Origin of the sequence: Neobacillus drentensis (assembly GCF_021560175.1) — a bacterium.
Taxonomy (GTDB): Bacteria; Bacillota; Bacilli; order Bacillales; family Cytobacillaceae; genus Neobacillus; species Neobacillus drentensis_A.
Genome location: NZ_CP091110.1, coordinates 912,599 through 927,940, shown reverse-complemented (window position 1 = coordinate 927,940; position 15,342 = coordinate 912,599). Strand labels below are relative to the sequence as shown.

Sequence of the window (15,342 nt, the reverse complement as noted above, 5' to 3'; positions counted from 1 at the left end):
GTTTTATTCTATTTTTGCAGAAATGCGATGAAAGCACTTCCAACAAAATTGATTATACGAAAAAAATTTTTTTATTTCAACATTTATTTTGAAAAAATATTTTGTTTAGTAGGTAAACAAAATATTTTTTTCTTTATCTATAAATGAATAATTAAAAAAAAAATGCCCCTAATTCAGCAAAAAGACGGGTGAAACTACCCCGTCTCTACTCTCCAATATTATTTTCAAACCATTCCTGGAGCTCATACAAAGAGGTGAAAGTAAAAATCTCTTCACCATTCTGGCCATTGTCGATTCCAGAATTTCCTCTTAAGGTAATTTGCCCTTCATCCTCCGAAACAAGGATCGCATAGGGGTGATTAACATTAATATACCTTGAGTCTAAATCGGTATCCAGCCAATTCTTGCTTCGTAAAAATACTTGAATATGATCCATTCATTTCCCTCCTCTTCCTTTTATTGTTCCAAACTGCAAAAAAAAAAGAGACAAATTAATGTCTCTTCAAACAAACTTTTATTATTTTAAATGTTTATCGAAAAAGTCGCTTACAATATCCAGGACATTTTTATGCCAAAAATGCTCTGTCCCATGCCCTGCACCACTAAGTTTATACATGATGGTGGCTTGGCCCACCACTAGAAATACAGATTTCTGAAAAAAAAGGAATTAAGGATTTTGCCTTCCTTGTTTTTACAAGCTGAAATCAGATTCCAGTCGTCTCATAAACTCCTCTGCAGCACTGTATCCTTCCTGCTTAAGAAGCCAGTTATTGGCTGCGGCTTCAATCAAGCCTGCAACATCACGGCCAGGTTGGAGCTGAATCTCAATATGAGGGATTCGAACGCCCATATATTCCGTAAATCTAGATTCGAGATCTAATTCATTATGAAGGGAATTTTTTTGCCATTTGGTTAGCTCAATATCGAGCGCGATTCTCGTCTCATCCTGAAAAGCTTTCCTTCCATATAAACGGACGACATTCAATAGGCCTACACTTCTAAGAGCAAGAAATTCCTTCGTTTTTCCGTCATGTGTGGCGAGAATGGTTCTTGGACTAAGTTTTTTTAAGACAACAATATCGTCAGCCACCAGCCTATGACCTCTGCCAATCATTGTATGGGCAATTTCACTTTTGCCGATACCTGATTTACCTCGAAGTAAAATGCCCATTCCATATACATTGATACAAACCCCGTGGACGGCGATTTCTGGTGCTAACTTTTTTACCATATAAGCATCAAGCTTCATAATAAATTCAGAAGTCGTTTGTGGTTCTAACTTACATAACAACGGGATCCCCTCTTCATGACAATATTGGGTTAAATAGGTTAGACCTTCTTGTCCCGCTGTAACGATAAAGCATGGAGGGTGGTATTTAACGATATTCCCTATTCGTATCTGACGCTCCTCAATGCTTAACTTATGCAAATAGGTAATTTCCTTTCTTCCAAGGATTTGAACACGTTCAGTCGGAAAAAAATCAAAGTGGCCAACGAATTCTAAACCCGGACGATGAGATCGAGCTTGTGTAATGGTTTTTTGTAATTGATTTTCCCCGGCCAGTACCTCCAAGGAAAATTTCCGAACTAAATCTTCAACTGTTAATATCTTCAAGTCAATGGCACTCTCCATCCTAAATCACTTTCTTAATCTTGATTTTATCATCCTTTACAAAAGAGAATGAGAATTTCTATCTTATACCATAAAGAAAAGGTCAACCAGGAAACTGGTTAACCTTATAAATTTATTAGGATTTTACCACATTTGCCTTTAGAGTTGAAAAATCCATATCTTGATAATAACTATTTTTCACTAAAATATTGGGACCTAAGCAAGCTGCAGCTGGGCAATGACAACTTAATTCTTTTGCTAGTTTAGAGGATTGCCAATTGTGGTATGCATGTAACAAATTGGTTGTTTGAATGTTTCCTAGTGCTGGTGTATCACCAAAATCCGTTACAATGATGTCACCATTAAAGATGTTCACATTCAAACGAGAACGGCCATCTGGATCGTTTCTGACGGTAACATTTTTACTATTATATAATCGTTTTAAAAGGACTAAATCTTCTTCATTAGTACTGCAAGCATAAAAGGGCAGTGTTCCAAACAACATCCAGATCTTCTCATCACGAATATCCAATAAATGATGGATAGCCTCTCTTAACTCTCTAAGTGATAAGGTTTCAAGGTCGCTGGCAAAATCGCTCGGGTACATGGGATGGATCTCATGCCGCTGACATAACATCTCATCGACTATTTGACGGTGAATCTTTTCTAAATGTGGAAGTGTCCGCTTGTTTAACATGGTTTCAGCAGAAACTATTATTCCTGACTTCACCAGTTCACGGCTATTTTCTATCATTCTTGTAAAATAGGCTTCCCGTTGTTTACTATCAGGCTTTTTTTCCATTCTCGCAAAACCGCCCTGAGCGAAATCTTCGACTGTACCCCAGTTATGTGAAATATGTAAGACATCTAAATAAGGAACAATTAGCTCATAACGACCTAAATCAAGGGTTAAATTCGAATTGATTTGTGTTCTTACACCACGGTCATGGGCGTACTTTAAAAGCGGAACAACATAATTTTTTACAGAGGATAACGATAGCATCGGTTCTCCCCCTGTAATACTTAAAGAGCGCAATGTTGGAATTTCGTCTAATCTCTTTAATAGCAGTTCAAGCGGCAATGCATGCGGATCCTTTGTCTGCAATGTATAACCGACCGCACAGTGTTCACAGCGCATATTACATAGTGTTGTTGTGGTGAATTCAATATTTGAAAGCAGCGGCTTTCCATACTCCTCAATATCTAAGTAAGCTTCCCATGGATCATATTTTGGGGTTATCTTTTTTCTAGTTAACATACATACTCCTTAAAAATCAGTCTTCAAAACCTTTTTATTATAGCTTATTACTAGAAAAATGGGTTGTTATAACTATTACAAAAGTTTATGTTATGGTAATTGTGTATATTCTAGGAAAACTCTCCAAAAAGATACATACCATGCCTATTTTAGTTTACAATATACAAATAATATTAAACGTTAGAATGGTGGGAATTCAACTTGGAAATGCAACCTTTAAGCGAGGCAGAAAAGCTCGCTTTAAAAAAGATTAAGATTTTTAAGCAAAGTATCCTTCGCTATCTACTAAGGGCCATGCTTGCGAGTATGTTTATTGGCTTTGGTGTCATTGTCGCCTTTAAAACGGGGAATTTTTTCTATCTTGAACATTCTCCATTCGCCTATCCTATGGCAGCACTTACTTTTGGGGCAGCAATCATTTTAATCGCCTATGGCGGTGGTGATTTGTTTACCGGTAATACATTTTACTACACCTATGCAGCCCTTAGGAAAAAAATGGCGTGGCTAGATGTCATAAAATTATGGATTTGCAGTTATATTGGAAATATTTTAGGAGCATTGGTGTTCGCCTTTATTATCTTTACTACCGGACTTTTTGCTGATTCGTCCGTGAACAGTTTTTTACTTCATGTTGTGGAAATCAAAATGCAGGTTCCAACAACTCAATTATTTTTCCGGGCTATTCTTTGTAACTGGCTCGTTTGTATGGCCTTTTTCCTTCCAATGGGGTTAAAAGGGGATGGCCCAAAAATGTTTGCAATGATGTTGTTTGTATTTTGCTTCTTTCTTTCTGGATATGAACACAGTATTGCTAATATGTGTACCTTCGCAATTGCTTTGGTTTTAAATCATCCAGGAACGATCTCTTGGGCAGGTGTCGTCCATAATTTGGTTCCGGTAACGATTGGTAACTTAATTGGCGGTGCGGTTTTCATGGCGATGATGTATTACTATGCTAATAAACCATTTTTAGAAGAGTACGATAAAGAGCAGGCGCACTAAGGAAATCTCCCTTTTTATCGACAAATTTCCAGGGAAATATCTACAATAACTTAAGGATTTCGACAATTATTAATGATAAAAACCTCGCCGCAGTTCAAAGAGATGGCGAGGTTTCTCCATAACTGCCGTAGGATCTCCATCTCTTGCTCTTTAGCAGTTATGAACCTCTCTTATCTGTCGTAGCACCTTCAGCTCTTGCTCTTCAGCAGTTATGAACCTCTTTTATCTGTCGTAGCACCTTCAACTCTTGCTTTTCAGCAGTTATGAACCTCTCTTATCTGTCGTAGCACCTTCAACTCTTGCTCTTCAGCAGTTATGAACCTCTCTTATCTGTCGTAGCACCCTCAGCTCTTGCTTTTCAGCAGTTATGAACCTCTCTTATCTGTCGTGGCACCTTCAGCTCTTGCTTTTTAGCAGTTATGAACCTCTCTTATCTGTCGTAGCACCTCCAACTCTTGCTCTTCAGCGGTTATAAACCGCTCTTATCTGTCGTAGCACCTTCAGCTCTTGCTTTTCAACAGTTATGAACCGCTCTTATCTGTCGTAGCACCTTCAGCTCTTGCTCTTCAGCGGTTATGAACCTCTCTTATCTGTCGTAGCACCTTCAGCTCTTGCTTTTCAGCAGTTATAAACCGCTCTTATCTGTCGTAGCACCCTCAGCTCTTGCTTTTCAGCAGTTATGAACCTCCCTTATCTGTCGTAGCACCTTCAACTCTTGCTCTTCAGCAGTTATGAACCTCTCTTATCTGTCGTAGCACCTTCAACTCTTGCTCATCAGCGGTTATAAACCACTCATAACTGCTGTAGCACACCGTTCATAGTATAAACAAGATTATTTTTTACTTAAAAAATAAAGATATGCTTTAATCATAAAGTAACTGACTTCTTCAGGCAGAAGTTCCTTAATCGGTTTTAAGCGGCTTCTTCCTGCTGCTTCCACAGCCTGCTCTAGTAATGGCAGATATTCCCCAGGAATGAGTTCCGTAAATTCCACCTCCATCCCCTGCTGTGCACATTGGATGATATGTTCCTCAACCGTTTTGAGAGATAAGTCCCTCTTTTCAGCAATTTCATTTAAAGACAGATTCTCATTATATAAGCTATACGTTTCTAAATGAGAATCACGAACCGCCCTTTTGGCCGATTTTTTCGGTGGATTCGATGCTGGTACTTCTTCACTTTGATACTCTGGATTCTCCTCAAGAAACTTACGAATAGCTTGAATAAATTCCAGACCATACTTTTGCAGCTTGTGCTCCCCTACTCCGCTCACCTGCAAAAATTCCTCGTTGGTTTTTGGCTGTTTGGCACACATATCTTTAAGTGCCGCATCCGAAAAGATGACGAAAGGCGGTACATTTTCCGTTTCAGCAATTCGCTTGCGTACTTCTCTCAAGTATTCAAATAGCGGATCGTTTTTCGAAACTTCTTTGACCTGAACAGCTTCTCTTCGGTAGACCTGCTGGCTGCCTAAGAGGACCTCCTTACCTTTTGCAGCGACAAAGATGGTCGGATATTGTCCTTGCTCAATCGCAATTAATTCTTGTGAAATCAGGAATTCGATAAAATCCCCCACTTCTTTAGCACCCTGATTTTTCATGATTCCATACGTACTTAACCTATCAAAACCCAGCTCAGTAACTTTTTTATTTTTAGAACCCGTTAGAACTTGGGCAGTTAAGTTTTTCCCAAAACGCTGCCCCATTCGAATCACGCACGACAGCACCATTTGTGCCTCTTTGGTTACATCAATTCTGGACCTTGAATCCAAACAGTTCCCGCATCTTCCGCAGCTTTCCGTTTCTGTTTCACCAAAATATTTTAAAATAAATTCCTGCAGACAGTTCTCGGTATGACAATAATCCGCCATTTGCTGCAGTTTTTCTAGTTCTTGAGTCATCCTGTTTCGATCACTTGATTGATCAATTAAGAAACGCTGAACTTGGACATCCTGCGGAGAATACAACAAAATACATTGACTGTCTAACCCATCCCGGCCGGCACGGCCTGCTTCTTGATAATAGCTCTCCATATTCTTCGGCATCTGAAAGTGAACTACATAGCGGATATTGGATTTATCAATCCCCATGCCAAACGCTGAGGTAGCTACCATCACGGATGCTTTATCTTCTAAAAATCTTTCCTGTTCCCGTGCTCGGTCTGCATCACCCATCCCGGCATGATAGCGGGCAACATTGATTTGTTCCTTACGCAGTCTTTCATATAGCTGATCAACATTTTTCCGTGTAGCCGCATAAATAATCCCGGATTCTTGCTGATTCTTTTTTAAGTAATCAAGAAGATACTTAAGACGGTCCTGACCCTTGATAACAGAAAAAGATAAGTTAACTCGTTCAAATCCGGTGATGATCGTATTCGCTTGATCTATTTCGAGAGAATCACAAATATCTTCCCGAACCCTTGGTGTTGCGGTTGCTGTAAGGGCGAGTACAACTGGTTTTTGAGGCAGGTTAGCAACCATCTGCCGAATATGACGATAGCTTGGTCGGAAATCGTGTCCCCATTGAGAGATACAGTGGGCTTCATCCACCGCCACTAATGGGATGTCCATCTGTCTTAGGTCCTCGCTAAATTCATAGGATTCCAATCTTTCCGGCGCTATGTACAAAAGCTTGTACTTCCCCTGTTTGGCCTCGTTGATTCTCGAATTGGCTTCGGAATAACTTAACGAGCTATTAATAAATGTGGCTGGGATTCCTGCTTGGATGAGGGTATCAACTTGATCCTTCATTAAGGAAATTAATGGGGATATGACGATTGTGGTACCTGGAAGGACGAGGGCTGGAATTTGATAACAAATCGATTTACCACCGCCTGTCGGCATGACACAAATGGTATTCTGGCCTGTTAAGACCGACCGGATCGCCTGCTCCTGACCGTTTCGGAAAGAGCTGTAACCGAAGTGAGTTTTTAATAGGGAAAGTGCTTGATCAAACAAGGCTGTATCTCCTTTCAATTTTACATACTGTCTCTATTATACTGCTTTTTAGAATTAGGTACCGCTCTATTAAATTAAATCTATGTGGTAAATTTTTATGTTGAGAGTAGAGGAGGCATCATTGATGTATTACTATTTTTTCCGATCGCCTGGTAATGTAACCCTTTTTAATTGACAGCCTAACTATTTTACCTGACGCTCAGGCAATAGACCCTACAAACAAAATAAGGCTATCGGGCTCTCCGATAGCTTTTACCTTGTTTTATATGAGAATACTATTTAAAATCTCTGCTCTATGCTCGCCTTTCTTGGGTGGTGCTTCAATGGCAGGAAGCGCTAAGTCACTGTGCATTTTAACCTGATAATCTCCCCAAGACGATGCAAAGATGAGTTCCTTCTCCTTAAAGTAGGGGTTCTCACTCAGTTCCCCCACCTCGAGCACAGGTGCCATACAGCAATCCACTACTTGGGAGAATTCAATCCATTCATAAAACGTCTTACTTTTAAAAAGATCGGTGATCTCCTGGAAGACCTGGTTGGAAGCATCTGTTTTGGAAGTGTGGGCACTCAACCAATGCTCACGACCTTGTGCTAAACAAAAATTCTTCCAAAACTTTGGTTCCAAGGCCCCTAAGCTAACATACCTCTGATCCTTGGTTTCATATATTGCGTAGGATATTATGCTGCCGTTCAGGACATTAATTCCGGTACTCTCACCTGTTTCTTTTTCAACCATGACATGATTTCCAAGCAGGGATACCAGCTGGTCGGTAATTGAAATAGAATGATAGCTTCCTTCTCCTGTTTTAAATCTTGAAACAAGGCCTGCAAGGATCCGCTCATTGGCAGCAAACCCTCCCAAGTAATCTGCAAGTGTAATCGAAGGATGAATTGGTCTGCCCTGTTGATCTTTAAGCTGAGAAAGAACTCCACTTAGTGCCATATAATTAATGTCATGATTGCCAAGTTTACTGAACGAACCATTTTGACCATAGCCAGAGATAGAACAATAAATGATTTCAGGCTTCACTTGTTGAACCGTTTCATATCCCAAACCGAGTTTTTCCATTACCCCTGGTCTGAAACTTTCTATTGCTACATCGGCTTGGGAAATCAAGCTTAGTGCTATCTCCAAGTCCTCCTGCTCTTTCAGATTAAGAGTAATACTCTTCTTTTGCCTGTTATTAGCGAGAAAAACAAGACCCGTATTTTCCTTCAATACACCTGTATTCCTGGCCGGGTCTCCATCAGGCGACTCTACTTTGATGATTTCTGCACCCAATTCCGCTAATCTGAGAGTCGCAAATGGTCCTGGCAGATAGTTGGTAAAATCAATCACCTTTATCCCTTTTAGCATAGTCAAAACCCTTTCCTATTTGCTGGAATCTGGGGCTAGAAGCTGCTCTAATTGTTTTCGCAAAATAAATTTTTGAATTTTACCGCTTGCATTCCGCGGAAGTGTCTCACAAAAAACGTAATTGCGAGGGCGTTTATAATTAGCCAATTTGTCGCTGTTTTTACAATACTCATCCAGTTCCTGTTCCGTAACCGCCGGATTCTTTTTTACAATAAAGGCAGTAACCGTTTCACCCCAGCGGTCATCTGGCTGACCCACGACGGCCACGTCCAAGACATCATGATGCCCATGCAACAAGTCTTCTACTTCTCTTGGATAAATATTTTCTCCACCGCTTATAATCATGTCGTCGACACGGTCATTGACATATAGGTATCCTTCTTCATCCAGATAACCGATATCCCCAGAGTGGTACCAGCCTTTATACAGGGCATTTTCAGTCGCATCTTCCCGATTAAAATAACCATTCATCATACATGGCCCCTGTACAATAATCTCGCCTGTTTCTCCCACTAGAACGATATCATCCGGATCGGAAGGACCATCCTCTCTTGTGCGGACGATTCGAATATCATGACTTAAAGCGGCTTGTCCGGCAGAGCCTGCTTTCCGGAGCTGATCATTCTCTGACAAGAAGGTAATAGCTGGTCCCATTTCTGTCATCCCGTAAGCCTGAATCAGAGAGATACCTAAGCGGTCATGCAGCGCGTGAACAAGCGATGGAGCCATGGGGGCCGCGCCATAAAGTCCTAGCTTCAGACTGGAGAGATTATATCGAGTTAAATCTTCTTGAAGGAGCATATTCCACATCGTTGGAGCGGCAAATAGTTTCGTAATTTTTTCTTGTTCAATTAATGGCAGGATGGCCTTCGGATTAAACTGATGCAAAATGACATTACTTGCCCCGACATGCACCCTTGGAATAAAAGCACAATGGAGTTCGGCACAATGGAACATGGGTGCCGTAACAAGGCCGACATCGTTTGTTTCAAGCTTTTCGGCAGCAATGCATAATACGCTTTGGTCTACCATATTACGGTGTGTATGCATCACACCTTTCGGCCTTCCGGTGGTTCCGCTTGTATAGATAAACGCATAGGTGTCAGATTCAGCTACCTCTATTTTAATGTCCTCAGTCGAAGCATCTGCCAGTTTTTCTTGATAGGATGCGGAAAAGTCCGGCTTTTCGTCCTCGATAAACCAAAAGGCGGTGTGATCAAATCGGCCTGCAATCGTCTCAATTACTGGCTCCAAAGCTTTTTCAAAAAGAACTACCTTTGGAGTGGCATCTGAAAGAATAAACGCAGCCTCTTCCGGCGTTAATCGGAAATTAATTGGATTAAATACCGCCCCGATTTTGGCGCAGGCAAAAAGGGCTGTTCCTAATTCTTCGGTATTAAACATGAAGGTGGATACGCGGTCTCCTTTTTTGACCCCTTCTTTTAAAAGGGCATTGGCTAGCCGAGTCACTTGTTCGCTCCATTCTTGATAGGTATAACGGACATTTTTTCTCACATCGTAAATAGCCGGTTTGTTCGGAAACTTTTTCACGGTTAAATCAAAGATTTTGCCAATCGTTGTACTCATTAGGCGCCTCCAATTATTTACTTTTTGAGGATTTGGAACTGAAAATTTTTTTATCAGCGTTTCTTTCAGGGTTATCAGCGATTTTTTCAGGTTTATCAGCGATTTTACAGTTTTATCAGCGAATCCAAATTTTAACGCGGTTACAACCTCTCAATTATCGTTGCATTTGCCATTCCATGACCTTCGCACATGGTTTGTAATCCATATCTCCCACCTGTCCGCTCAAGCTCATGCATCATCGTAACCATTAAACGTGCACCACTGCCGCCTAGAGGGTGGCCTAAGGCAATCGCACCTCCGTTCGGATTCAGCTTCCTAGAGTCGGCACCTGTCTCCTTCAACCATGCCAGAGGTACAGGAGCAAAGGCTTCATTGACTTCAAATACATCCATATCATCAATCGAAAGTCCTGATTTTTCAAGCGCCTTTTGCGTGGCCGGGATTGGTCCTGTCAGCATTAAGGTGGGGTCTGAGCCAACGACCACACGTGTGTGGACCCTGAAGCGCGGTTTAAGACCAAGTTCTTCTGCTTTTTCCCGAGACATCAGTAATAAGGCGGCTGCACCATCACTAATTTGGCTGGAATTCCCGGCATGAATGACCCCATCTTCTTTAAACGCTGGACGGAGACCGGCTAATGCTTCAAGAGAAGTTCCTTTTCTAGGACCCGAATCCTCCTTAATAACAACAGTTGTTCCGTCGGGAAGGGTCACATCAATTGGAAAAATCTCTCTCGAAAAATATCCTTCTTCTTGCGCCTTAAGGGCCTTCTGGTGGCTCTCCAGTGCGAATTGGTCAAGTTCAGCGCGGGTAAACCCATATTTTTTAGCAATCCTCTCGGCCGATAGACCCTGGTGAATCATTTCATACTTTGACCGTAACGCCGGGCTAAATGGCTCTTCCACTCCCTTGTAGTTGGATCCCATTGGCACTCGGGACATACTTTCAACACCGCCAGCGATGACCACATCCATGTCTCCAGCAAGGATGGCTTGTGCCGCGAAATGAACGGCCTGCTGACTGGAGCCGCATTGGCGGTCAATTGTTGTTCCTGGAACTTCGATTGGGAATCCGGCAATTAATGCAGCAACCCGTGCAATATCCCCAGCCTGTTCTCCCGCTTGGGTCACACATCCTAAAATAACGTCATCAATGATTGCTGGATTGATTCCAGCCCTGTTAATGAGTTCTTTTAGGGTTAAACCTGCCAGGTCATCCGGTCTGATATCTTTTAAAACCCCATTTTTTCTCCCAACCGGTGTACGAACGCCTTCTACAATGACTACTTCACGCATGATTATTTCCCCCTATAATCCTAAATTTTTGGCAATAATGGTTTTCATGATTTCGTTTGTTCCGGCGTAAATACTAGAAACCTGGATGTCACGGAATCTCCTCGCAATCTCGTATTCTTCCATATAGCCATAACCGCCGTGGAGCTGCATGCATTCGGAAGCGACCCGTTTTGCTATGTCCGTCAGTTTCCATTTGGCCATCGACACCTTCGTTACCACATTCCTCCCTTCCATGTGTTCTGCGATTAACTGATCTAAAAAGGCTCTGCCCATTTCAATTTCTGTTGCCATTTCAACGATCTTAAACTGGGTATTTTGAAATTGGCTAACTCGTTTTCCAAAGGCTTCCCTGCTTTTCACATAGTCAATCGTCGTCTTAAGCATCACTTCTGCAGCCGTTTGTGCTCCAATTGCGACAAGAAGACGTTCCTGTTGAAGTTTTTCCATTAAATAAAGAAAGCCTTTGCCTTCCTCCCCCAGCAGGTTATTTTTTGGTACACGGCAGTCTTCGAAAATTAGTTCAGCTGTATCTTGAGAATGCAGCCCCACCTTGTTCAGTTTTCTTCCTCGAGAAAATCCTGGTGTGTCCCGCTCAATCAGGAGGAGACTTACTCCTTTGTGTTTAGGAACTGCATGTGGGTTGGTTTTGACCGCAACAAGGATCAGGTCAGATTGGATTCCGTTCGTGATAAAGGTCTTTTGGCCATTGACGATATAGCAGTCACCTTCCAGTTTGGCGGTAGTTTTAATGTTCGCTAAATCTGAGCCGGTTCCAGGCTCGGTCATTGCGATTGCTGTAATAATGTCACCTGTTACACACTTCGGCAGCCAGCGCCGTTTTTGTTCATCGGTTCCGTAAGAAGTTATATACGGAATGACAATATCACTGTGGAGCCCAATACCCACTAAGCCTGATCCGACTCGTTCAAGCTCCTCATTGATGACTACGGAAAATCCCCAGTCAACCGCGCTGCCGCCATACTTTTCATCAATATCCGGGCACAGAAAGCCTTGCTCCCCCATCTTTTTCCAGAATGACCGCGGAATCATACGCTTTTCTTCCCACTGTTCATAGAAGGGATATGCTTCTTTTTCTAAAAACTTTCTTAATGACTGACGAAAAATTTCGTGATCATCGTTTAAATAGGGATGCTTCATTCTAGTAACCTCGCTTTCGATTTTTGTAAACGCTTACTTTATCGATGTGAGTTTGAGATTAAAATGATTTTGTATGGATTCTACAATTTTCTAAGGTTATTCTACAAATCTAAGATTTTTTCTACAAAAATAAGGGATAATTCTACGAAAAAGACAGTTATTCTACAAAATAAAAAGTAATTCTACATTAATTGGAAAAAGTCTTCCAAATAAAGCTCGTCTCCCCCTATTGTAGCAGATAAGAAAGATAATTTAGATTATTTTTACATTTAAATATGCAACTTTTTCTAACCTCAATCGTAAATAATCTGGGATATTTAAACTTGGAGTTGATTGCGATGAGTGAAAAAGGATGTATGAAATGCGGAAGCAGGGAAGCTGGCACGAAAGATGTAGCAATGACCGGAACAGGGCTATCCAAGATGTTTGACCTTCAGCACAACACATTCACCGTTGTTTTTTGTAAGAAATGCGGATATTCAGAGTTTTATCATAAAAAAACATCGACCGCTTCGAACATTCTTGATTTGTTCTTTGGAGGATAATTATGTTTGTAAGGGATTCTCCTAAGTGGGAATCCCTCCAATATGGCACGATTGAAATAGATTCATAGCCAAAAAGAGATGATGGTTTGTCGTCCCATATATTACTTAGGCTGCATCCTGATTGCACCATCGAGCCTGATGGTTTCACCATTTAGCATGGGGTTTTCGATTATACTCTGGACAAGCTGTGCGTATTCGCTGGGATATCCAAGGCGTGGAGGAAACGGCACCATTTTTCCAAGTGAAATTCTTGCTTCGTCCGGGAGAGTATCAAACATAGGTGTGTGGAACAATCCCGGTGCAATGGTCATTATGCGAATTCCGTACCGGGCTAACTCTCTTGCAATCGGCAAGGTCATGCCAACAATTCCGCCTTTGGAGGCACTATAGGCAGCTTGACCGATTTGTCCGTCAAAAGCAGCCACAGAAGCCGTGTTGATCATAACACCGCGCTCATTTTGTTCATTCACATTATTTCCTGCCATTTTCTCTGCTGCCAAACGGATGACATTAAAGGTACCGATTAAATTTACTTGGATGACCTTGGAGAAGAGCTCAAGGTTATGTACCCCCTTCTTCCCCAATACTTTATCGGCTATCCCGATTCCCGCACAGTTCACTACTGTATTTAATTCACCCAAGAAATCAGCCGCTTGATTGATTGCCTCTTGAATCTCCTTTTCCTTGGTCACATCTGCTTTTAAAAATAAAGCAGCATCGCCTAATTCATTCTGAAGGCGTGAGCCATTTTCCTCTGATTGGTCGAGGATAACGGTTTTTCCACCTTTTTCAATGATGTTGCGAACAGTAGCCTCTCCAAGTCCGGAAGCTCCCCCTGTTACAACGGCCCTGCATGTTTGAATATGCATATTTCCATAACCCCCTTACATTCAATTTAATATTCATAGATTGTAAGTATTATGCCAGATGAGGTTTTTGCACAAACTACATGGAAGTGCGATACGGTACACTTTTTTTGATTGTTCTTCCAGACAAAAGGCTGTAACCGTAAGCTATTCCTGTCCTCATAGAGTTTTCATGCGGACAAAAATCTGTTACCACAGGCTATTCCTGTCCTCATGGAGCTTTCATGCGGACAAAAATCTGTTACCACAGGCTATTCCTGTCCTCATGGAGCTTTCATGCGGACAAAAATCTGTTACCACAGGCTATTCCTGTCCTCATGGAGCTTTCATGCGGACAAAAATCTGTTGTTACAAGCTATTCCTGTCCCCATGGAGCTCTCATACGGACAAAAAACGATTACCACCAGCTATTCTTGTCCTCATGGAGCTCCCATGCGTACAAAAAAATCTTGTCTCCAGTTATTCCTGTCCTCATGGAGCTCTCTTGTGGACAAAAAACGGTTACCACCAGCTATTCTTGTCCTAATGAACAAAAATTCCTCCGTAACATTTGGGTAGCCGCCAAGCAATAGTGTCTAAATTTTGTACACCACCCATTCAAAGAAAGGATTAATATTTAGGTTTAGATACGATATGATTAGTCTATATCAACATAAAGGTGGGAGTTAAATGAGTAAACGGAAAATAGTTATTACACAAAACTTAAAGCCAGAATACATAGCGAAAATTAAAAACACCATCCCCGATTGGGATGTAATCGCAGGCAAAGACCCATCTGTCTGGGAAGAACATGCAAAAGATGCAGAAGTCATTGCCGGTTGGAGAAAAGAGTTAGCTGATTATTGCCTTACCTCTGAGTCAAAACTGCAATGGCTGCAAACCTGGAGTGCCGGGGTTGATTCGTTGCCTCTTGAGAAGCTGCAATCAAAACATATTAATGTAACCAGCGCCAACGGTGTACATGCTTATCCGATCTCTGAAACGATCTTTGCCTTAATGCTAGGACTAACAAGAAAAATTCATACCTATGTAAAAAATCAACAAACGAAAACATGGGACCATGCTCACCTAAGCCTCGAGATCCATGAAAAAACAATTGGAGTAATTGGTGTCGGTGAAATCGGAAGAGAAACTGCTAAAATTGCCAAAGCATTTGGAATGACGGTACTTGGTGTCAGGCACTCTGGAAAACCAGCGGATTTTGTTGATGAAATGTATACACCAGACCAGTTAGACCAGGTGCTGTCAAAATGTGATTATGTGGTCGTAACACTGCCGCATACACAAGAAACTCATCATTTATTTGGGAAACAGCAGTTTACACAAATGAAACCATCTGCCTTTTTTATCAATATTGGCCGAGGTGAAATCGTGATGGAAGAGGAATTGATTTCTGCTTTACAAGAAGGCACCATTGCGGGTGCCGGTCTGGATGTCTTTGAAACAGAACCGCTAAGTACAGAAAGCCCCTTATGGGAAATGGAAAACGTTATTATTACCCCGCACACATCCGGAGCAACCGAGCATTATAACAAACGGGTCGTTGAAAACATCCTTATTCCCAATTTAAGGACCTATCTAACCGGACAGACCCCAAGCATTAATCTAGTAAATTTTAGAAAAGGATATTAAAAAAGGGCTATCTTTTAAACCACTTCTGTTAGAACAGCTAAAAACGATTAACATGTGTCCAATCTTTGAAA

12 protein-coding genes are annotated in these 15,342 nt (G+C 41.5%); 3 read left to right on the top strand and 9 right to left on the bottom strand.

The features are described from left to right. Positions 1-205: 205 nt before the first annotated feature. The 3 genes from L1999_RS04385 to yfkAB form a co-directional block, all read right to left on the bottom strand. Positions 206-436: a hypothetical protein gene (locus L1999_RS04385; RefSeq protein WP_235742461.1), complete on the bottom strand. Its 231-nt coding sequence runs from the start codon at positions 434-436 to the stop codon at positions 206-208. 255 nt (positions 437-691) lie between these two features. Further along, complete coding sequence (gene hprK, locus L1999_RS04380; protein WP_235742460.1) at positions 692-1,615, bottom strand: HPr(Ser) kinase/phosphatase; 924 nt, start codon at positions 1,613-1,615, stop codon at positions 692-694. Positions 1,616-1,748: 133 nt separating this feature from the next. Beyond that, positions 1,749-2,870 carry a radical SAM/CxCxxxxC motif protein YfkAB gene (gene yfkAB, locus L1999_RS04375; protein WP_235742459.1) on the bottom strand — a complete coding sequence of 374 codons (1,122 nt, stop codon included), beginning with the start codon at positions 2,868-2,870 and terminating at the stop codon, positions 1,749-1,751. A gap of 207 nt (positions 2,871-3,077) precedes the next feature. Between yfkAB and L1999_RS04370 the strand changes: the two genes are divergently transcribed. After that, a complete protein-coding gene (locus tag L1999_RS04370; RefSeq protein WP_374104001.1) occupies positions 3,078-3,872 on the top strand; it encodes a formate/nitrite transporter family protein in 795 nt (264 codons plus the stop codon). An 832-nt stretch (positions 3,873-4,704) separates the two neighbouring features. Here L1999_RS04370 and recQ read toward each other — a convergent pair. The 5 genes from recQ to L1999_RS04345 form a co-directional block, all read right to left on the bottom strand. Next, complete coding sequence (recQ, locus tag L1999_RS04365) at positions 4,705-6,831, bottom strand: DNA helicase RecQ (protein ID WP_235742458.1); 2,127 nt, start codon at positions 6,829-6,831, stop codon at positions 4,705-4,707. A gap of 262 nt (positions 6,832-7,093) precedes the next feature. Further along, entirely contained in the window at positions 7,094-8,188 is a 1,095-nt protein-coding gene (locus L1999_RS04360) for a CaiB/BaiF CoA transferase family protein (RefSeq protein ID WP_235742457.1), read from the bottom strand. A 15-nt stretch (positions 8,189-8,203) separates the two neighbouring features. Beyond that, a complete protein-coding gene (locus L1999_RS04355) occupies positions 8,204-9,775 on the bottom strand; it encodes a fatty acid--CoA ligase (protein WP_235742456.1) in 1,572 nt (523 codons plus the stop codon). Between the two features lie 140 nt (positions 9,776-9,915). After that, positions 9,916-11,070, bottom strand: coding sequence for a thiolase family protein (locus tag L1999_RS04350; RefSeq protein ID WP_235742455.1), 1,155 nt, complete (start codon positions 11,068-11,070; stop codon positions 9,916-9,918). A 12-nt stretch (positions 11,071-11,082) separates the two neighbouring features. Next, complete coding sequence (locus L1999_RS04345; RefSeq protein ID WP_235742454.1) at positions 11,083-12,228, bottom strand: acyl-CoA dehydrogenase family protein; 1,146 nt, start codon at positions 12,226-12,228, stop codon at positions 11,083-11,085. 338 nt (positions 12,229-12,566) lie between these two features. Between L1999_RS04345 and L1999_RS04340 the strand changes: the two genes are divergently transcribed. Next, positions 12,567-12,773, top strand: a complete 207-nt coding sequence (locus tag L1999_RS04340; protein WP_235742453.1) for a zinc ribbon domain-containing protein — start codon at positions 12,567-12,569, stop codon at positions 12,771-12,773. A gap of 101 nt (positions 12,774-12,874) precedes the next feature. On the opposite strand, the gene L1999_RS04335 is transcribed toward L1999_RS04340, so the two are convergent. Next, positions 12,875-13,642 carry a 3-hydroxyacyl-CoA dehydrogenase gene (locus L1999_RS04335; RefSeq protein WP_235742452.1) on the bottom strand — a complete coding sequence of 256 codons (768 nt, stop codon included), beginning with the start codon at positions 13,640-13,642 and terminating at the stop codon, positions 12,875-12,877. Between the two features lie 666 nt (positions 13,643-14,308). Between L1999_RS04335 and L1999_RS04330 the strand changes: the two genes are divergently transcribed. Then, on the top strand, positions 14,309-15,271 hold the full coding sequence (locus L1999_RS04330) for a D-2-hydroxyacid dehydrogenase (RefSeq protein ID WP_235742451.1): 963 nt from the start codon (positions 14,309-14,311) through the stop codon (positions 15,269-15,271). The last annotated feature ends 71 nt before the right edge of the window (positions 15,272-15,342 follow it).